The sequence below is a fragment of the Faecalibacterium sp. OM04-11BH genome (assembly GCF_003482185.1).
In the GTDB taxonomy this organism is placed as follows: Bacteria; Bacillota; Clostridia; order Oscillospirales; family Ruminococcaceae; genus Faecalibacterium; species Faecalibacterium tardum.
On sequence record NZ_QULS01000001.1, the window covers coordinates 374,168 to 396,091 of the forward strand.

The window sequence follows — 21,924 nt, forward strand, 5'->3', positions numbered from 1 at the left end:
TTAGTCCTCCGTGTAATAGAACATATTTGCTGCATTCTCAACATCACGCATAGAACGAAGAGTCGGCTTTTCAAGATCAGTACAAACTTCGCCATAAGTGTTCATTAGACGATTATACGTTTTAGTTGTATAGACATAGTATCTAAGTTCTTTAGATTGAGTTGCCAACAATTTCCAATTGCTTATAAAATCATCAATCTCATGTTCGGCATCGGCCTTAGCAGAAGGCTTGATGATGTTCAATCGATTCATGATAAGAGCCTTCACTTCATTAAGCTGCTCATCGGTTAGTTTATCAATAGCTGCTGCTCCATCATTGCTTGCAAATTCCGGATAATGCAAACGAATTGCAGAAATAACCAGCGCATGCAGCACGCGATCTCTTGCACGCGCAGAAAACGGTGTCGCTGTTGTGCCTTCAACAAAGCGATACAGCTGTGCATGATAACCAGTAAAATTCTCATAATGAGACAAGTCACGAGGTCGATAAGGGTTATATAAAGTAACTACTAAGCCTGGATAAGAACGTCCAATACGGCTAGTTGCCTGAATGTATTCGGAGTTCTGCTTCGGTTGACCGGTTACCACCATGAGACCAAGCCGATCCACATCCATACCAACAGCAATCATATTAGTTGCAATTGCCGTATCTAAGCAATTTTTATCTGTATATGGAGTTTCCAACTGACTTAGTTTCTTCGGAATGTCATAAGAAGACATGCGGGAAGTAATTTCAACCTTATGATTAAGGAAACGCTGCCTACTCATCCCATATTTCTTCTTAATACGCTGAATTCTGTCAGGAATATCATCCTGTAGCAATCGAACGGCACCGCCGAGCTCTCGAATACTGTTATAATATCCAACAAGGGTATAGTAAGGGTCAATAACATCCTTGTACTCATCATCCAGCGAAAGATTATAAGCACTTTGAAGGATAATCGAATATACACGCAGCAAAGCTGTCTTTACAGACTGTCCAGGTGCGCAGACACCAACGTATCTTCTAAACGGATCTTGTTCGACCGGTACCTCACGAATATAGAAACTGTCACCGATTTCAAACCCATTTGGTGGAAATTGCGCAGTTACTTTTCTGCCATATAGGCATTTTGTCTGCTCAGCAGCATTTTTGATAGTTGCCGTAGAAACAACATACTTTGGCTTTATTTTCTTTTCTCCTATCGTATAGGAACACAGATCTTCAATAACTGTTTCATATGCACCGTATACGGTTCCCAGAGGTCCTGTGATAAGATGCAGCTCATCTTGGATAATCAGCTCCGGCGGAAGGAATGGTTTAATCGATCTAAGTGTAGATGTGGGTAACTCTTCTGTACGGTTATGCCGAGCATGGTCTGCTCCAATAGCAACATAGCCATCGCGACTGCAAATTCTATCAACGCGACCAAACAGAGCATTTGTATTCACATCCCACGGAAGGCGGGCAAATTTATCAACTGTTGACAGAATAATGGTCGGGCATTTAGCGTAAATTTCTTCATCTACCAGATAAACCGGGATTTTCATCTTATTGCTGGGCTTGTACCTATAGAACATGCATTTATCATCCGAACAATAGATGCTAACCGATTTTGTAGGAATATCTATATAGAAATTTTCCTCTGTAAGCGGCTTCCCACAGAATGGACATGTAAGCAGCTGTTTGTAGATAGTGTTTTTCTTGCTTCTTGCTGTTCTTGTTTTAGCTGGATCCTCCGGATCTTCTTCCAATTCTTTAAAGGTGTTCGGAGTCACAGTACCGCCAACCCAGAAACCAATACTGATAGGTTCTTTTCCGTATTTCGGATATTCTTTTTGTCGGATGAGTTCCGCAGCTAGAATCATCTTGGTGATACGATCTCTCTGTTGCGTAGTAAGTAGGCGCAAAGTATAACGCAAGATTGCAGTTACACCGCCGTCACGATTGTATTCATCGTTCTCGTCAGCACGCAGCCTTCTATTCGCAATAACAAATGCCATAAGACCCAGATATGCCTCGGTTTTACCTCCACCAGTCGGAAAGTAGAGAAGATCCACAACTTCACGGTTATCATGTTCCGGATCTACAATACCTTTCAGGTTCATGAGAATAAAAGCAATCTGGAAAGGTCTCCATCCAAAATTATTGGAAGGATTACGAGGATCCACAAAATCCCTAAAGGCACATTCGATACCGGCTCCATGCTTCTTAGAGAAATTCATAATATTTCTCTGAAGAATCATAGAACGATTCATAAAGCAAAAGGCATCAAACGAAATATCATCCTCTACAAGTAGCTGAATGCCAGCGCGGATTCTTCCAAGAGCTTCTATACATTTATTTATTACTGTGTCGCCAATTTCTTTCTTGAACTTAGCATCATCCATTTTTGAATCATGAACCAATTTTTTCTGAATCCAATTCTCATAGGAGTCCGCCAAGACATTCAGCCTGTTAATGATGTCATCTTTTTTCTTTGCAACAGAAAGAGTTCTCATAGAGAAGAAGAACGGGTCAAATCCTTCCAAAGCAGCACTAACACCTGGAAATTCGTACTCTGGAATAAATGTCGATACAATTTCAGAAGCACGCCCATTTTTATTGGCTTTCCAAGTTGCTGCGCAACCACGTCCCCTTCCTAAAATAGGTCGCTGGGCAAAGTAAAATTCATCGACGGCAAGGATTTTTCTGCATATGTGTTCTGCCACGAAGATATCCATTTTGTCCTGGGAATAGGCACGCAAGTTGACTTGGAACATCATTCCAGCAATATCACTCTCAGGATTTTTGCGCTTGTTGATAACATATGCTGTTACCAAGGTATACCCCTGCTTGAGGCCGATTTTAGAAATATATAAAATAGCATTTGAATCACAAACCAAAGGGTATTCTTTGTTCTTACTAAACTCTTGCAGATCAATAACAACTGTCTCTTTCTGCGGATGCCGTGTATACGTGCTTACATCAACTTTTTTTCCCTCTTTGTTAGTGGTTTTATCAGAAGCTTTGGTGTAATCGCCCCAAGTCACATCCACATTGAAAGATTTTGTACTACTTTCTAGATAAAAGCTGATGCCAATGGAAGACGGTGTTTTAAATCGATTTGTAAAGACCGGCTCATTATCATCGTCTTCGCCCGCAGTATAATCTGCATCCCCTTCGAAAGAAGCATCTCCATCAACTTCCTGCTCATTCGAATCATTTTCACTGGTTTGTGGCGCAAGCATACCCACGATATATTCAAAGCGCGGGTTTTGATTCAGTATTTCATTTTCACTACTCGGTCCCAACAAATCTTTCTTTAACATTTCTATGACTTCTTGTCGAACCTCAGCAAACTTAAATCTATCTGCCATGTGGTGCCTCCTGTTAAAATTTTAGGACAATGTTAATCAGAAGCAATGGATTGATTTCCTGAGACTGATTAAATCGATCAATTTCAGCCTGCGCCTCGTCTTGAATCTCTTTTCTGCGCTTAGGCAGGTCGTGTTGCAGCTTATCCATTTTTTTCTTCGCTTCAGCTGCTTTTTTTCGGATATCCTTTTTTTCCAGCGTGTCAGTAGCTTTCATTTCAGCAAGTATGTATTCCTCAACTTCTTTTTGAGCATCAGTAAGCTGAACATGAAGCTGTTCTTGTTGGACATTGACCCAATTTTCAATCTTCTTCTTGTTATATGCGATAGTAGGAGCTACAGTTTTATCATGCTGATCCTGAACCTCTGAAATTAAGCGGGCATAAATCCGGTGAAAATAAGATTGTTCTTCATCTGTCGGTTTAAAATAGCGAACATCCGAATCATTAGCCTCCTCCAATGCGGAGACAATCTCATCTTCAGTAAAATTGATATACTCACCATTTTCATCACAAAGTAGTAAAACTGGGAAGAGGAGTTTTGTATTGTCCATGAATGCTCCAAGAAACAAAACGCCATGTGAACCAAATATCTTTTCACCCCAGTTATCGATTTTCCAGTAATGTAGCTTGTGATCCACTTCTGGTTCTTCAAACTGGTTCCAATATTCAACATCACGTAGATATTTATCGATATCAGCCTTGGTCTTTTCTAACGCTTGCCCCTTCGCCTCTCTACTTTCTGTAAGCAGAATTGAGCGAAGTTCTGCTGCATGAGCATTCTTCCTTGCATCTAGCTGCCTGTTCAAAGCTGCAAATGCTTTCCTTACCGCAGTGATATTCTTACAATTCTGGTAAATATCCAGAATACGCTTTTCAAAACTTACGCCCGATTCAAGTGCGCCTAGCGCAACATCCGATGCACCAAACACGCCCTCAAACAGTTCAAATTTCTTAGAAAGTATATCATATACTCTGCGATCTGCTTCATTATCCGTATTCAACAGATTGATTGCTACGACATCGTGAGTTTGTCCATAGCGATGACAACGGCCAATTCTCTGCTCAATTTTCTGCGGATTCCAAGGCAGGTCATAGTTGATGATTGTGTTACAAAACTGTAGATTTAGACCTTCTGAACCAGCATCTGTAACAATCAAAATCTTGGCATGACTCTTGAAATAATCGACAATCGCGTGCTTATATTCCACACTTCTGCCATAGTTTGTTTTACCAAAATTCTTGACCTGCCATGTTCGAAAGATTTCCTTCGTCATGGCATCATCAAAGTCACCATTAAAGAGAAGGATATCTTCCTCGCTATAGCCAGATCTTCTTAGTTCTGCGGCTATATATTTCTGTGTTCGCTTAGACTCTGTAAAAACAACAGCCTTCTGATTCAATCCCTCGGAAATCTGGTGGTCAAATGCAGATTTCAGTGCTTCCCTCAACGCGGCGATCTTTGCATTCGTCTTTATAGCCCTTGCCATTTCAAGAATATGTCTTACAATCTTGAGCTCAACCTGAATAGCCTGTTTCTTCTCTGCTGTTTCTTCATCATCGTATTCGTTGAACCCTTCCTCGTCGATTTCATCTTCTACAAACCCCCAGAATAAATCGAAACCTTCTTGAGCATACGCAGATTTTGTGCCTTCATAGAGTTTTTCAAGACGTTTTTCTAATACTTCAAAGGTCTCTATCAAAGCAAAGCTAGAAGATGCAAGCAACTTTCGAATAACAAGAATAATCAGCCCACGATTCGCATTCGGAATAGAATACAGCGGATCACGACGCAGAAAATCATTGGTCACATCATAGAGTTCTTTTTCTTCTGCGCTCAAATGGAAATCGACCGTAATACAGGTTCTCTTGCTGAAGGCCATGTATTTTCCGACATCGCGTCGAAGGGTGCGATATAACACCGGAAGAAGTTCCTGTTTCAATTCCTCATAATCACAGCCATCCACAAATCGACGGTTGAAAACCTTTTCTGATCCGAAAATACGAGGATCGATAAAAGAAACCAGTCCATGAAGATCAGTAAGGGAATTCTGTAGCGGCGTAGCAGTTAAAAGAATTTTAGGAATTCCGTGTGTCAAATCATAAAGATTTTTTGCCCGCTTTGTGCCATGAAAAACATTCCGCAGATTATGAGCCTCATCAATAATCAAGAAGTCCCATTTGACATGGGGAAAACGCTTAATTAGTTTCGATGAATAATCATAAGAAGCAATGACAATACTAACCTCATCTGCGTTTCCAAGGTGAGTTTGCACATTGGCAAGATCATGCTCAACCGTGTACCGATCCAGAATGACAGCTTGACGTCCAAACTTTTCTAAAAGTTCTACTTCCCATTGCTTTCTCAAAGTAGCTGGAAGAGATATCAGTACCTTTTTTGCTCCGTTATCCAGAACATAGTTAAGCACTAATCCAGCTTCGATTGTTTTGCCCAGACCAACCTCATCTGCCAGAATGATGCCACCTGTCTTTAATGCTTGAATGGCCGCACAAAAGGCATTGACCTGATGGGGATTTGGCTCAATATCTGCATTCAGCAGGCATTCAAATGGAGCCTTGGCCAATTGTTGCTTCTTATACCAGCTATATTGTTCAAGTAGGAGATTGCTTTTCATCGATACCCTCCTTACTTAATTCATTGGCGATTCCTTCTGCGATGCCTTTAGCCATTAACGTAGGAACGGCATTGCCTATCTGTACAAATTGAGCCGTTCTCGGGCCTTCGAAGAAATAATCATCCGGAAACGATTGGATGCGAGCAGCCTCCCGGACAGTAATGGAACGGTGTTGCTCAATATCCGGATGAATAAAGTAATGTCCATCTTTTGAGATATGAGCCAACATGGTGTGGCAGTACGCCTCGTCGCCCTCTACAACTTTAAATCGATCCAGAAACGATTTTCGGTTTTTGTGTGTCTTCAGTTCATCTGGCAAATCATTATAGTTCAGACGTTTGTGCCCATCATTCCAGAGTTCAATTGTACGCCGATAAATCTCAATATCCCTGTCTTTATTGGGTCTTGCGCAATGATGCGTCAGAATGTCAGAATCCTTGCGGATTCCAGTGCTTCTTAAATAATCGCTGAAATTATCTGATCTGTATTCACCCGATTTTCCTCCTGGCTGCAACGCTGGCAGATCACTGAGAATATCATTAACCGTGGCATTCGTAATTGTCTGCTCAAACTGCGGATAAGAAAGCCCGCTATTCTTCAGCCACCCGACAATGATCATTCTTCTTCGGTTTTGCAGCACACCAAAATTCTTTGAATTTTGCTCATGGCATTCAATCTCATAGCCAACGGAACGCAGCGCTTCCTGGACTTTCAGCCAGGTTGCACCACCGTTTGCTGATTTGATTCCCATAACATTCTCAAAAACGAACATCTTTGGCTGATATTTCTGAAGGAATCTCGCATACAGCTTATAGAGATCATTTCTAGGATCCGCTGACATCGGCGTTTCCATATGCTTGCTTTGCGCCCTTCCCACCAAAGAATATGCCTGGCAAGGCGGTCCACCAATAATGACATCTACTTGTTTGATGCCTCTTTGCGTAAGGATCCTATCTATATTTTCAAATAACCTTGGAAGAGTTTCATTTGACATCGTTTCGCAAAATACGGATTGTAGCTGCTCCTCAGGAATATGTTGCAGAAATTCGTCGCGGGTGATTTTTCCGCTAATATAATCCTTGTAGATATCAAGCTTCCCTTGTGCTTTGAGATAATAGTATCCCGTTCGTGTTTCTAATGTTTGAGCAGCATATGGGTTCATCTCCACATGCGCTACAGGTGAAAAGCCCGCTTGGATGAAGCCTTCGGACAATCCACCAGCTCCTGCAAATAAATCTATAAAATTGTAAGAGCCTGTTGTGGCGTTGATACGTTCCATGATGAACCCCTATCTGTATAATAAATTTAGTCTTCAAACACACCGTCTGTGTCAAAAATATGGTCTAACTCATCCGTATTGATTGCGGCAAGCACCTTATTGCGGATACTGCCTTTTGCAAGATCCAGCCGCTTAAAGCGATTTTCTCCTGCTGCGTCTTTTCCAATACGTATCAGCTGCACTCGGCCAATTCTCGGTTCATTTGCAGCATAGTTTGCAAGTCCCTTAGCTTTGCCCAAGTTATCCTTGAAATCCGGATTGTGCGGCTCCAAAATATCAACGATATACTTGAGAATTGGGTCTCGGCGAATAATGATGAAATCCGGATAAAGCTCCCTGCATTTCCCGTCCATTTCATAAGGCATCCGCAGTGACCAAGACTGTCGAGACGGATTCCGCAGCCAGCAAACATAATCCTCTCGTTTTTGCTCTTCTGCCAAAACAGCCTGTTCCCAGCCATTCAACTTAATTTTTGCTATTCCATCTGCATTGGCAAAAAGATGATCCGTGTACTTTATTCCATCTGCTTCGACCTTGGCACTGATTGTCTCCGGAAGAGTAAAGTTGTGCTTACTGATTTCGTCGCCGTTAGCAACAATATCGCTATACTGCTTTTGACACTTCTCCGGTTTGGCCACAATATATTTACGATACTGGTCGTTCAATTCATGGAACTTCTTCTCAGCGTATTTGTTTAATTCCGCAATACACTCGCTGTCGAATGCGAACAGAATACAATCCACCTTAAAGGCGTTCGGATTGTCGAAGTCGATATATTTACGCCCATATGCCAAGTGGAAACCGCATCCACCCATTTTTGCGTCTGCTACTCTCAGCTGACGATCAATGTCAGACTCGGATGCAGTAAACATATCTATCCGGTTATCGCTTTGTATTTTCTCACCGAAAACATCGAATATCTGAACAGACAGTTTCATCTCCATGACTTGCTTTGTAAGCTCGTCATATTTTCCAGCATCATGCAGACCGTTCACATAGTTGTGGATAAGTTCAGCAACATCGTTTTTTACATCCTCAGCTGCCGTAATACAGATATTGAACTGCGATAACAGCCCTGCCAAGCTCATCAAAGACTTCAAATAGCTGTTGATTTTTACCGCACGGACGATATAAGTCAGATATCCCTGTTCATTGATGAACTTTGTGATTCCTTCACGATCTATTGTTGGAAGCATCGACATCTGCGATACAGCCGGTGTCAGCACTGGCTGCTCTTTATTCACAGATTGATTGCCCCCACCAGTTCTCTCAGTTTCTTGACCTGCATGTACATCGTTTCCAGACACTGTTTCCAGCGGAATCGTCTGGTGTTGTCCTTCTGCGGAAATTTCTGAATCTGCTCCACCTTGATTCGCTGCCACAGCTCCAGAATTTGACATATCTCCAACTGCTGTGGAAGGTGCCGCAGCAGGCTCTTCTTGGAAGCCATTCGGGTAATCAAAGATACTCAGCTGACCAACCGTCTGTTTTTGCGTTTTCTTTCGCTGGGTGTGAACCGACCATGTATCATAGGTCTGATCTTCCAGAGATTCACCATCGACAACTGTCGGGATTTCTCCGCCTTCGGTTGCCTGCAATTCATCAATGACCTTTTGAACGGTATCCTGGTTGAAATACGGAAGGAACAGACGCACATCATTTAAGGAATCATCCACGAGAACATGACACTGAAGCGGTGTGCGAACCATACGTCCGAGCAGCTGCGCAATATAGGTTGCGTCTTCCGCACGCCGGAAGGACATCATAGTTTCTGCACGAGGGCAGTCCCAGCCAGTGGACAGATTTTCTTTGAAGAGAACCACACGAATCCGGCGATCTTCTGCAATTTCCGAAGGTTCAACATGCGGCACGGTCAATCCATGAATCGACAATGTGCCCGTAGAACCGAAAGTATGCACAACTTCATTTTCCTTGAAGCTATCGCCCATACGCTCTTCGATTTTCGCAATTACATCGTCCAGATCGGTGTCAGATACTTTCGCACCGGAACCAGCGCAAACTTGGATAACAAACACCGGATTTACATTGGTGTAGTGCTGCTCATAGGTATACTGATACCAGTGCTTGCACTTATCCTGCCATTCGTCTGTTGCCGCCTGGAGTACGGCCATGTCACCGTGTTTGATTGGATCTTCCGGATAAGTGATTACAATACGATCTTTGAGCAACCCAGATTGGCGAACCTGCGCCGGGGAAATAACCACCTTATGCAATGTAGAGTTTGTTGCCTGCCCGACAAGGGAATTAAAACGTTCGGCAGTTGCACTCATTCCGATAACGACCGGAATGGGCGACAGATTCTGCTCGCTGCTGCCCTTGATAAAACGCTGCATGATGGTGGTAGCCGTTCCCGCTTGGCGTCCTTGCATACCACGGTGTGCCTCGTCAATAATGAAATACAGACGGTCAGCTTTTTCTCTTGCCGTATTTTCAATGGTCTCCCAAATCGTATACTGCCGCGTATCCGAATGACGGCTCAGATTACCGGCCTTGCCAAGCTTCTGCGTATTCAGAAAATAGATATGACCGTCCTCCAGAATCTCTCGGTCGAAAGATTCATCTGAAATCACTACGCACTGATCTATACGGACCTTATCTGCTTTCAGCTCGATCTTCTGTTTGGACTGCTCATTCAGCTGCGGAGAATCCGAAAGCCATACAAAAATGGCCTCCGGCTGTTCAGTAAACTGCTCTGAACCGTAAAAGATATCTTCAATCAGGGCAGACATGATAATCGTTTTGCCAGAACCCGTTGGTGCCTGGAGCGAAACCACCTGAGGGATCTTCAGCATGCGATAGTTATTCAGCGCCATCGCCACGCGGAGGCGCATTTCATTGACCGCCTGTTTTTGAAATGGGAATAATTCACAAATCATTCTTAGTTTCTCCCTCTGTTCACACGGAAGTGATCCAAGTAATCCCGGTAAAGCTGATACGCATTTTCAACATTCAGATTTTTTACCATCGACTGATAATTCACTTCATAATCAGTTGCCAAGAATACGGTTTGGATTTCTGGATGCTCCGCAAGCTTTTCTGCGAAATCGGCAAATGTATTCTCGTTGATCAAGACTGCAAATTGATTCTCTGGTAAGATCAGCATGTCCGGGACTTGCTTCCCGGTCAATTCCGGGCATTTTCCTTTTGCACCAGTTTTCAACCACAACGTAGGCAGCATTTCCGAAAAGCGCATACCGAGAGAAACCGCCGTCGGATCTAGGAAGCCAAGTTTGAAGAATGCTGCATTTGCCTTGAAGCCGTCCGCCATGGGAATATCACTGCCAATATAGTTACCCTTGAGCGGATTGCCGTTTACGTCATGTCCCTCAATGGAGCAGACCGTGCGCGGCCAGGTAACATAGTGGGCAATGCCGAGCTTTTCCCATTCCGCATCGCCGGGCTGATAGCCTTTATCTTTCAGCATCTTTGCTTCATCTGCGGAAACCTCATTGTTGGTCACCATAATGCAACGCCTGTGCCCACCGTCCTCAGCATTGAGCAAATTCACTGCGTGCAGTGTCGTGCCTGAACCAGAAAAGAAGTCAACGATAATGGCATTGGGCTTGTTGGCAACAAAGAAGCGAATTACATCATGAACAGCGTAAAGAGATTTCGGATAATCGAATCTTTTCCCAATAATCGCATTCAAGATGTTGGTGCCATATGTCTCAGCATTGTGTGTTTTCATATTCCACACGCGTTTTGGAGGTGTAGTCCCTTCAGAATGATATTTTGCCTCTACCGATCCGTCTGTATTATATCCAACAATTGTTGCCTTGCCATTTTCTATATCTTTAATTGTCCCAGATGGCAAATAATATACCGTACCGCTTTTATTTGCAGAATTCCAATTATTAACTTTCAAATACCCTTTTTCAAAATTCAGTCTAGCTTGCTCCGGAACAAGGCTCCACAGCCTTTCGTCCCCATCTTTACTTAAAGGCCACAAAGCGGTGCATCCATCCGGTACAAAGATCGAATTTCTGTCAATGCCATGCTGTACAACATCTCCAATTGAAGCTATCTTTCCATCCACATTGTTGACATAAATGGGATAAAACTGGTTCGGTCTTGAATTTCTCTTTGCTTGAGGTGCCCTGCGCCTAAAACCCAACCATTCAATGGATCTATCAGACTCTTTTTTCACCTCATCATTAAGCATATTATATATACTTGAGCAAACGCAAGAACCACCCCATTCGAGAATAAAAATGTACTCTTCCACACGAGAAAGCTGACCAGTACGAACTACACCTTTAGCACTAATTACTGTTGTAATCATCTGCATCCTTGCCTCTGGAAACATTTCTTCCAACAGGCAACCCAGATGCAGGTATTCTTTTTCATCAATGGTCACGATCAACACGGAATCCGCTGGATTCAGCAACTTCTTTGCTAACTGCAAACGTCGTTGCATGAAGGAGAGCCACTTGCTGTGACGGTAAGCATCATTGCCGTCCACATAGTCGTTGTTATATTTCCAGTCCTTTGCGCCGGTATTGTAGGGCGGGTCGATATAGATGCAGTCCACCTTACCCGCATACAAATATTCCAGAAGTTGCAAAGCATGGTAGTTGTCCGCTTCAATCAGCGTGTGCCAAAGGTCGCTGTCTGGCGCGTTGCAAACTGAATCCAACGGCTTCAGATAGGGATAGATGGATTCTCCAAATTCCGCAACACGAACGATATCCTTCAGCTCAAAGGTGACCGCTTCATCTTTTTGTTCTGGTTTAACGCAAACAGCAGTATCGCCTTCAACCTTCAGCACAACATAGATGGATTTGTCATCCTTGCTGTCCCGGAGCATAACATTACAGCCTCTTTTGATAGGCATATCATAGAGAGGCGTGCTTTCCGGCATATGTTCTTCAAAGACCAAGCCGAATTTCTTCTGCTTGGCCATTTTACTCACTTCTTCCTGAATTCTATTTCGAAGAGTCTCATCTTGGATCTGGCTAATTAAATCATTGATTGCAGCCATTGGTACGACCCCTTCCTTAGTTTTCTTTTGTCTTCACGTAGCGACCACTCTTGATTCTTGCGTCAGCTGGCTTTTCCGCATCCTCTGGAATCGCCCAGTATGAACCGATTTTCGTTGCTCCTGGAATTCGTCCTTCTGAGCACAAGACATTAATTCTTCTTGTGGAAAGCCTCCATTTTTCAGCCACCTGACTGATTGATAAATATTCCATAAGTTATCTCTCCATCTATAAGTGAAAGCTAAACAATACTCTATTATAGTATAATCTCAACCTCGAACAAAATCAACCCGTCTATTTTCTCTCTCAGTAATCTTTAAATCCACTTTCTGCAAGCAGGGCGTCTGTCTATACAAACGCCATTTTGCTTCGCAAAATGCTTGTTGGGAATTCCCAAACCCTTTGTGATCTGCATCGTACCGCTGCAGGCTGCGCGTTCCTGCCGAACGCTTTTTTGATGGAGTTCATGATTCAGTGGTATATTCGCTGGGCACAGACCCACTTAAAAGAAAAAGTGCCGACAATGATTTTGTCAGCACCCACTGTAACCTATTTACTTCTCTTTGATGTACGGTATGTTATCGATATATGCGTTCAAAATATCGGTTGCGGCTTTCTTCTGCCCCGGTGTAAGACGGCTCAGCTTCCGGTTCAGCTCATCATCTGCCACATAAGATGCTGGGGCTGCGGAGTCCCGGATCAGCACATCTGCGGGAACATCCAATGCTTCAACGATCCGGATGAAAGTGTCCAGACTTGGCGTCTTCACCCCACGTTCCAAATCACCCACATAGTTTACAGACAGATCTGCTTTCTCGGCCAGTTTATCCATTGTCCAGCCTTTTTTCCTGCGTTGTTCTCTGATTCGTTGGCCTAAAAGTGTTTTCATAACATCCTCGCATTCTATTGGCGTTAGTTACACACCACTAGAATAAAGGCCGTGTATTTCTTTATACACAATCAGTTGGCGTTTGTTTAACTCTATTAGCGTTTGTTTCGGACAGAAAATTTTAGAGCATTTCTTTGTTCAAATCATCAATGGCCTTTTTGAACCGGGCATGCTACAATAGCAATGTTGTGCAATGCACATCAAACAAGAATAAAAGGAGCTGCCAAACGTGGATTCAATCTACCTGCTGCCCGGTGAAGAACGCTGTGTCAATTTCAGAGATTCCGATGGCATCCCAAAGGTACACTACACATATTGTTCTTTGCACGGCAGACTTTTCAACTGCACCTGCCGCTCAAAAGACGAAGCGCAGCGGTTATGTGAGGATTGGCTCGTCACGCAGGACCGCTGCTATATAAACTAAAAAAGCCACCGAGGATTCTTTCCCAAAACGGATTGGGATCGAATCCTCGGTGACTTTTGTTTTATCGGGTCTGCTGCTGTTCCTGTTCGCTCCTGTTGTCTGCAAAAAACATTTCTACGTTTTTCTGTGCCTTCATCAGTTCCTGCATCCTCTCTCGTGCTTTCCGATAGCTCGGATATTCTGCTTTTTTCTTTTTCAGAAGCTCAACATATTCGATGCTCAGTTCTTTTACCTTCGGAAGCTTTTTCAGCCCAGCCTCATCGAAAGCCGCTTTGGCCGCCTTGTGCAACGCAATGCTCTCCCGATTTGCTTCCAAGAATCGCTTGCTGTATCCTGCTTTCCGATAGGCCTCATAGATGGACCTTGTTTTGGCATAGTTGATAATGTGCGTTTTCATTACCGCAATTTCTGCCATCCGCGCTTCCGCAGCTTTGATGGAGTCGCCCAGTTCGTGATAGCGCATCGTTGCAGCACACACCTGTTCTTCCATTTCATCCATGCTCCCGATTTTGTTTTCCTGCAGAAAAATCAGCGTCTTGGACATCTCCTTCAGGTTGTACCGCTTCGCCCAACGCGCATAGCCGCCTCCCTTTCCTTCAGCCAATTTTGCCTGAATATCCACCAACATCTGAAATTTTTGTTCCTGCACCGGATGTTTTTTCCGCGGGCAATGCTCTGCTTCTCCGGTGAGGACCGCTTTCAATTCTTCCTCGCTGTATCCCGCCCCCAAAGTCCGAAACCGGATGAATCGTTTTTGCCGTGCACCTTTGACCGATGTGAATTTTCCGCGCTTGACCTCATATCCCTGCTGTTCCAGTTTTTTCAAAAATTCTTTGTAACTGCCCGGCTTGTCCGCAAGGATGCTGTCAATCACACCGCACAATTGATCGCGGTTGCTTTCTTTTGGCGGGTAAAGTACACGCTTCTGCCGCTCCCGGTAGGGCTTTATTTCAATCACAGACAGGCTGTGTTCTAGGCAAATCAGGTCACTCAGCCGCTGCACGGCCAACCCCGACAGCAAAAAGTCCCGGAATTTACGGCTGCAGTCCAGAGCCGTAGAGTTATAGATAATGTGATTGTGAATATGCTCCCGGTCGGTGTGCGTAGCAACCAGAAAAGCATACTTGCCTTTTGTAAAGCGCATCGCCAACTCATAACCTACTTTGTTGGCTTCTTCAGCGGTGATTTCTCCGGGTTTGAAGGACTGCCGAATCTGATATGCAATCACGTCATTTTTCTGTCTGCGCCCTGTAATAAGTTCGTACTGCCGCTTGGTGAGCATAAATTCTTCATCTACAGTCAAGGGGCTGCATTTATAACTGCTTACAAGCTGCCCCTGCTCCGTTTTATCCAGGTTTTGTGCATAGTCGGTGCGGCTTTTCAAGCAAGCCGCAACAGACTTTCCCTTGTTTTTATGCAGCGCAATCAGCTGTGTTGCTGCCACCTCAAACCACCCCCATAAAGAAAAAGCCGCCCGAAGGCGGCATATCATCCATCAGGATTGACGGAACAACTTTTCAAAATCAGCGGCACCGGCCAGATACATTGCCTGATATCGTACGCTTTCCAGCTCATTGCAGATCTCATCCAGCTGAAGATACTGCTTCCATGCTGCTTCGCCCACCATTTTCCGGTGTGCGTCTTCCGCTTCCAGTTTTTTCTGCAGGAGTTCGTGATACCGTGCATTGCTTCCCAATTCATCCCGAAAAAGCGTTGCCTCACGGTCATTGAAATAATCCAGCATTTTATCTTTATCCATCGTTTCCTCCATTACAGTTCCGTAAGCCATTCGCTGAATCGCTTGACGACTTCCACAATCGCCGTTCCTGCCACAATGAGCAAAAAGCACCCGAACTCTGCCACAAAAAGGATCAGGAACTGCGTCCATTCCCTACAATAAAGAGTATAAAGTCCGCAGCCAAAAATATACAGCATCGGCAGCGCAAGCACAAATGCCGACAGATTCAATGTCAATTTCAGCATCAGCGCAAGGAAAGCCGTAAGCAGCGAAAACGGAAGAATGACCATCTTAAAAATGAACCTCATATCGAGCACCTGCCTTTCGCCCTTATTATAAAGGTATCTCCGCATCCATTGCAAGGATGTCAATCGATATGTAATCCGCAGCTCCTCTCTGCGGAAAAAAGTTAAAGTTCAGACAGTTTGGAAAGAATCTGTTTTCCGATGCCAATCAGCTCGTCCAGCCGATGCCGCAAATCTTCAATGTCTGCAGCATAAAGCTGATTGCTTTCATTCACACGTTTTGCCACCTGATTCAGATTGTTGCTGCAATTCTGAAGCAGGTACGACATCCGGCGCAGCTGCGGCAGGTCAAGGTTCAGACAATAACCATCCAATGCCATTTTGCGGATATACGCACTCAGACTGCGGATGCCCATGCCATACATCTTTTCGTAAATCCGATTCTTTTCGGTTTTTGTGATGCGCAGGATCAAAATCTCGTCCCTCTTTTCTCTCATCGGGCATCACCATCCCGGTCCGAGTAGCTGCGGAACGGCTTGATCGGTTCCTCCTTATCCGACTTTTCGTTCAGGGCGGCCAGCACGGAAGGGCGCGCAGATTCCTCATCCGGCGTTTCTTCCATCTCCGGCTCGTGATGTTTTTCGTCCACATCCAGCTGTGCATTCAGTTCAGCCAGCCGTGCAGATTTTTGTGCCAGTTCTTCTTCCTGCGGAAAGGGCTTTTCCACTTCTGCCTGTGCCGCCGTCTGCTGCTGCAGCAGATTCTCCAGTCGGTTTTCTGCATTGGCAATGCGCTCATCAAAACCGGCCAGCAGGTTGTCCAGTCGGGTGATATTGCCGTGCGGGTCGGCACCAAGTGCCACCGGATAAATCGCCTTGCCTTTCAGCACCGCCTGCTGCTCGTTTCGGACCGGCTCATAGCGCACCGAAAGCTCAAAGCCGCGGTACTCGCCCAGCACAACAGGCTCTGTGTCGGGAAGTTCTTTTGCCGCCAGAATCAACCGTTCACCGGCAGTCTTTTTGTCATCGAACATCATGCCCTTGATGGTCATCCCGCAGAAGTTTTCCTTGTCCTGCGGATGGGCCGCAGCCGTTTCCGCATCGGTTTTCAGTGCGGAAATATGCGCTCTCTGCTGCTGAATATCAGCCGGGAACTTGGTCAACAGCTTGTCTTGCAGACGGAACTTCTGGCTCTGGTGGTCAGCTTTCAGAACTTTCAGCTTAGCCACCTGCACATCAAGGTCCATCTTTTCCTTAATCAGCGGATTTCCGGCACACAATGCCTTGATCTCCGCATAGGAAAGTGCCTGTTCGTCTACATCTTCGCAGGAGCGCACCGGGGATTTACTGGTCATAATCTGCGAGATAAATCGCTGTTTATTTTCCAAAGTTTGGAACAAATAACTATCAAATGTCCCTTCCGTGACGTAATTGAACACCTTGACTTCCTTATTCATATTGCCCTGACGGATGATTCGCCCGTTGCGCTGGGTCATGTCGCTGGGCTTCCAGCCAACATCCAGATGATGCACCGCCACAAGCCGGTCCTGCACATTGGTGCCTGCACCCATCTTTGCAGTGCTGTCCAGCAGAATCCGCATATCGCCGGAGCGCACTTTGGAGAACAGTGCCGTCTTTTTTGCTTCAGTGTCCGCCGAATGGATAAAGGCCACCTCACTTTCCGGCACGCCTGCGGCCAGCAGCTTTGTTTTGATGTCATCATAAACATTGAACTGCCCATCGTTTTTCGGTGTCGAGAGGTCGCAGAACAAAAGCTGGGTCAACTTCTGGTCTTTGCCATCTTCCCAGATTTGCAGCACATTCTGCACACAGGCGTTCAGTTTGCTGGCAGGGTCATCGGGCAGCATGGGGTTCATCAGGCGCACGTCCAAGCCGATTTTTCTGCCGTCGTTGGTGATGCAGAGCATATTGTCCTCGGAGGCATCCACCGTGCCGGAGTGGATTTCTGCCGCACGCTTGCTCAGTTCCTGCACCATTTCCTTCTGAATTTCCGAGGGCTTTGCCACCACGGTTTCAAACTTTGCGACCGGCACAGGCAGATGGAGCTGGTCGGATGTTTTAATGTCCGCAACCTCCTTGAACATGGACATCAGTTCCGGGAGGTTGAAGAACTTGGCAAACCGGGTGCGTGCACGGTAGCCCGTGCCCTCCGGGGCGAGCTCAATAGCCGTAGTGGTCTCACCAAAGGTGGATGCCCAGCAGTCGAAATGGGTGAGATTCTTTTTCTGCAGCGTGCCATACTGCAAATAGCGCATAACCGTGTACAGTTCCGTCATAGAGTTGCTCACCGGTGTACCCGTTGCAAAAATCACGCCACGGCCACCGGTAATTTCATCCAGATAGCGACACTTGCCGAACATATCGCTGGATTTTTGTGCCTCGCTCGTACTCAAACCTGCGACATTACGCATTTTCGTGTACAAGTAGAGGTTCTTAAACGCCTAACTTTCATCTACAAACAATCTGTCTACGCCCAATTGTTCAAACGTAACCACATCATCTTTACGGTCTGCGCCTTGCAGCTTTTCCAGTTTCTGTTTCAGAGACTTGCGCAACTTTTCCAGCTGCTTTACTGTGAAATGCTCACCAACCTGTGCTTTCGCTTCTTCGATGGCCTCCTCGATTTCATCCATCTGTTCCTGAATCAGACGCTCCTGTCGTTCTGCGGACAAGGGTATCTTTTCAAACTGGCTGTGTCCGATGATAACCGCATCATAGTCACCCGTAGCAATCCGGGCGCAGAACTTCTTGCGGTTGGCCGTTTCAAAGTCCTTGCGCCGTGCAACCAAAAGTTTTGCATTCGGATAGAGGTGCAGAAATTCTGCCGCCCACTGCTCCGTCAGGTGGTTGGGGACAACAAAAAGACTTTTCTGACACAAGCCCAGTCGTTTTGCCTCCATAGCGGAGGCTGCCATCTCGAAGGTCTTCCCTGCTCCCACTTCGTGGGCAAGCAGCGTATTGCCGCCATAGAGCACGTGTGCAATGGCATTGCGCTGATGTTCCCGTAGACTGATTTCCGGGTTCATTCCGACGAAATGAATGTGTTCGCCGTTGTATTCGCGGGGTCGGGTGCTGTTAAACAGCTCGTTATACTGCCGCACCAGCGAAATGCGACGCTGCGGGTCCTGCCAAATCCAGTTTGCAAAGGCATCCTTGATGGACTGCTGTTTCTGCTGCGCCAGCATCGTTTCCCGTTTGTTCAGGACACGCTTCGGCTTTCCGTCGTCATCCTCAATGGTGTCGTAGATACGCACATCCTTCAGATTGAGCGTTTCTTCCAGAATTTTATAGGCGTTTGCCCGGGATGTGCCGTAGGTTTCGCAGAACATGATGTCGCCCTTTCCCATTGCGGTTTTGCCCTCAATGCGCCATTCTGCAGTGCGCTGCGAGAACTTCACGTTGATGGAGTGCCGCATATAATACGGAATCTGGAATGTTTCCGCCATAAATTTCTGGATAATCTCCGGGGAAAGCCATGTGGCACCCAGACGCACATCAATTTCCGACGCTTCCAGATCTTTCGGCTGTGCTTTAAGAAGCGCCTCTGCATTGACAGCGAATTCCGGGTTCGTTTCAGCGGCAAGTTGAGCCGTACGCAGCTTTGTGCGCACATCGCCGGAAAGGTATTCATCCGCCATCTGCCATCCTGCTTCCGGGTCGGCAGGGTCAGCATTGGGATCTTTGAAAATCACGCCGGATAATTCGCCGGTAATCTGCGCATATTCGCCGGGTGTGCCAAGAAGCTCTGCCATATAGGGCAGGTCTACCTTACCATGTTCGCCAATCGACACGGCAAGCGCTTCACTGGGAGAATCCACACTGGTAACGACCCGCTCCGGCCGAATGGTGCGCTGAGTGAACATGTCTGCCTTTGATTTCAGCTGTCCCTGTTCATCCAGATTTTCCAGAGAGCAAAGCAGGTAGTAGGAGCTGTCATCTTCAAACAGCCTGCCGTTTTTCCGGTCATTCAGCAGGCCGTATTGCGCGGTAAAGGCATCGTAGGCAGCATTCAGTTGCTCCTGTGCTTCCTTGATATCTTCTTCCGGGTAGTCGTTCAGCTGCCGGTCAATCAACTCATTGACAATCTGCCTCAGTTCTACCATACCGACCACGCGGTCTTTGGCATTGCCGGACAGCTCCACCTGCATCATGATAGAGTTTTCGCGGTAATAAACATCTCCTTCCACCACGGTATAACTGAAGTTCTTCACATCGGGGTCTGCAGGCAGGGTCCTGCGCTCCGCTTCCGTCTCTGCAATGTCCGGCACCTCCGCAGCAGCTTCCAGATACTGCCCTTCCAACTGCTGCACAGCCTCACGGAGCTGGTCTGCCAGATTTGCACCTTCTATCGGGACGACCGTAGCTTCTTCTTTGCCATACTGTGTGCTTTCGGTGGTTAACTCTCCCAGAATCATCTCCGGGTGGTCCGCAAAGTAGCTGTTGATGGCGATGCCATCTGCCGTCTTTCCCAGCTGCACCCATGCGGGTTCATGGTCCATGGGCCGGTCGCGTTTCTGCAAAAAGATGATGTCACTGACAACATCGGTGCCCGCATTAGCGCGGAATGCGTTGTTTGGCAGTCGGATTGCTCCCAGCAAATCCGCACGCTCCGCAATATGCTTCCGGGCAGCAGAATCCTTACTGTCCAGCGTATAACGACTGGTGACAAATGCCACAATACCGCCGGGCCGCACCTAGTCGATGGCTTTCGCGAAGAAATAATTGTGGATGCTGAAGTTCAGCTTGTTATACGCTTTGTCGTTGACTTTGTAATTGCCAAACGGTACGTTGCCGACCGCTAAATCGTAGAAATCCCGCCTATCCGTGGTTTCAAATCCGGCCACTTTGATGTTGGCCTCCGGGTACAGCTTTTGGGCAATCCGGCCCGTGATACCGTCCAGTTCCACACCGTACAGGCGGCTGTCTGCCATGTTCTCGGGCAGCATCCCGAAGAAGTTGCCAACGCCCATAGACGGTTCCAGAATGTTTCCGGTGCGGAAACCCATGCGTTCTACCGCATCATAGATGGTCCAGATGACAGTGGGGCTGGTGTAGTGAGCGTTCAGAACAGAGCCACGGGCAGCTTTGTATTCCTCCTCGGAGAGCAGCCCTTTCAATTCGGCGTACTCCTTTGCCCAACTGCTCTTGTCCGGGTCAAAGGCATCCGCCAAACCTCCCCAGCCAACATACTGCGAAAGCACCTGCTGCTCTTCGGCAGTGGCACCGCGGTGTTCCTGTTCCAGAGTGAACAGCGTTTTGATGGCTTCAATATTACGGGCGAACTTCTGTTTGGGACCGCCTGCGCCGAGTTCCTCATCCGTAATACGGAAATTTCCGGCGGGCTCCGGAGCACCTTCTTCATTCAGACCTTCTTCTGCAGCGGCCGCCTCTGGGGTCGTCGACACCTCACTGACTTCTATCGAAACGGGCAGCTTATCCGAATCTTCACCGGGCAGCTCCAATCCATCCAAGACCAAAACCGGCGGTTCCGGTTCCTGCTCATACAGTTCCCGTACTACCGCCAGCGGTGCTTCCCGAAAAATCGGCATCCGCAGTTCTGCAAGTGCCATATCCTGCAGGGTAACACTGTCTTTGTCAAAATCAACCTTGTCTACCCGGAACTCCCGGCCTTCCATGTGGACAATGGAACCGACCGGCAGATACTCCTCTCTGCGCAGATATTTGGTCTGATGGTGCGTGCCATCTTCATTCAGGCCGGCAAGGTAGATATTTTCACCGCACTCCCACAGCTGCTTGGCACGATACACCCACTGCTCCCTGGGAAAACCGGTGACTGTCACAGTTCCCAGCGCCGTTTCTCTTTCCAGCAGCTTTCCGCCGGTCAGTTCACAGATTTTCCTGGCATCCTCGCCGTAGAACTCGAACTGTCCGTTTTGCTCAAAACCTACCAGTGCATCCGGGTACTGTACTTTCAGCGCATTATATTCGGCGGCACTGTCGGCATTTAGTCCAAAATACAGTTCAATCGCGCTTTTTTCTTTATCTGTCAGATAGCGGTCGGCCTGCATCATCAGATCAACATATTTTTCCACCTGATTCCAGCGAAGAAATATCTTCTGATGGTCCGGATAATGTTCAAATGTCAGTCCCTTGCTGTCGTGGTCAAGCCAACCACTGCTTCCGTCCAGATAGGTGTGCGAACATCCACCGGGACCTTGCGGTGCATATTCTTTGGCAAGCGCTTTTGCCCGGAGTTTTCGGTCAGGCTGTGTCTGATAAATTTCCCAAATCCGAAGCTTGCTGTTTTCAAAGTTAGAACCTCTCCGCAGTGCTTTTTCAATATCAGCTTGTGACAAAATCATAACCCCGCGTGAAAACGCGGGGTTTGCAGAACGGC

11 protein-coding genes and 1 pseudogene are annotated in these 21,924 nt (G+C 46.4%); all 12 read right to left on the bottom strand.

Going from position 1 to position 21,924, the window contains the following annotated elements:
* Positions 1 to 3,339 (bottom strand): DISARM system helicase DrmA, encoded by a 3,339-nt coding sequence (gene drmA / locus DXB44_RS01745; RefSeq protein ID WP_118657509.1) that lies wholly within the window; start codon positions 3,337 to 3,339, stop codon positions 1 to 3.
* A gap of 13 nt (positions 3,340 to 3,352) precedes the next feature.
* Positions 3,353 to 5,971 (bottom strand): DISARM system SNF2-like helicase DrmD, encoded by a 2,619-nt coding sequence (gene drmD, locus DXB44_RS01750; protein ID WP_118657510.1) that lies wholly within the window; start codon positions 5,969 to 5,971, stop codon positions 3,353 to 3,355.
* Positions 5,949 to 7,250: a DNA cytosine methyltransferase gene (locus DXB44_RS01755; protein WP_118657511.1), complete on the bottom strand. Its 1,302-nt coding sequence runs from the start codon at positions 7,248 to 7,250 to the stop codon at positions 5,949 to 5,951. Before DXB44_RS01755 ends, drmD begins: the two co-directional genes overlap by 23 nt.
* Positions 7,251 to 7,276: 26 nt before the next feature.
* Positions 7,277 to 10,147: a DEAD/DEAH box helicase family protein gene (locus tag DXB44_RS01760; protein WP_118657512.1), complete on the bottom strand. Its 2,871-nt coding sequence runs from the start codon at positions 10,145 to 10,147 to the stop codon at positions 7,277 to 7,279.
* Between the two features lie 2 nt (positions 10,148 to 10,149).
* Entirely contained in the window at positions 10,150 to 12,252 is a 2,103-nt protein-coding gene (locus tag DXB44_RS01765; protein ID WP_118657513.1) for a DNA methyltransferase, read from the bottom strand.
* Positions 12,253 to 12,268: 16 nt separating this feature from the next.
* Positions 12,269 to 12,463, bottom strand: coding sequence for a helix-turn-helix domain-containing protein (locus DXB44_RS01770; protein WP_118657514.1), 195 nt, complete (start codon positions 12,461 to 12,463; stop codon positions 12,269 to 12,271).
* A gap of 340 nt (positions 12,464 to 12,803) precedes the next feature.
* Positions 12,804 to 13,139: a helix-turn-helix transcriptional regulator gene (locus DXB44_RS01775; RefSeq protein WP_097778303.1), complete on the bottom strand. Its 336-nt coding sequence runs from the start codon at positions 13,137 to 13,139 to the stop codon at positions 12,804 to 12,806.
* A gap of 485 nt (positions 13,140 to 13,624) precedes the next feature.
* A complete protein-coding gene (locus DXB44_RS01785; protein ID WP_118657515.1) occupies positions 13,625 to 15,007 on the bottom strand; it encodes a relaxase/mobilization nuclease domain-containing protein in 1,383 nt (460 codons plus the stop codon).
* A gap of 51 nt (positions 15,008 to 15,058) precedes the next feature.
* A complete protein-coding gene (locus tag DXB44_RS01790) occupies positions 15,059 to 15,322 on the bottom strand; it encodes a hypothetical protein (RefSeq protein ID WP_118657516.1) in 264 nt (87 codons plus the stop codon).
* An 11-nt stretch (positions 15,323 to 15,333) separates the two neighbouring features.
* Entirely contained in the window at positions 15,334 to 15,609 is a 276-nt protein-coding gene (locus DXB44_RS01795; RefSeq protein ID WP_118657532.1) for a hypothetical protein, read from the bottom strand.
* Positions 15,610 to 15,710: 101 nt separating this feature from the next.
* Positions 15,711 to 16,043: a plasmid mobilization relaxosome protein MobC gene (gene mobC, locus DXB44_RS01800; protein ID WP_118657517.1), complete on the bottom strand. Its 333-nt coding sequence runs from the start codon at positions 16,041 to 16,043 to the stop codon at positions 15,711 to 15,713.
* Positions 16,040 to 21,598: pseudogene (locus tag DXB44_RS01805) on the bottom strand (DEAD/DEAH box helicase family protein). Before DXB44_RS01805 ends, mobC begins: the two are co-directional and overlap by 4 nt.
* Positions 21,599 to 21,924 lie beyond the last annotated feature (326 nt).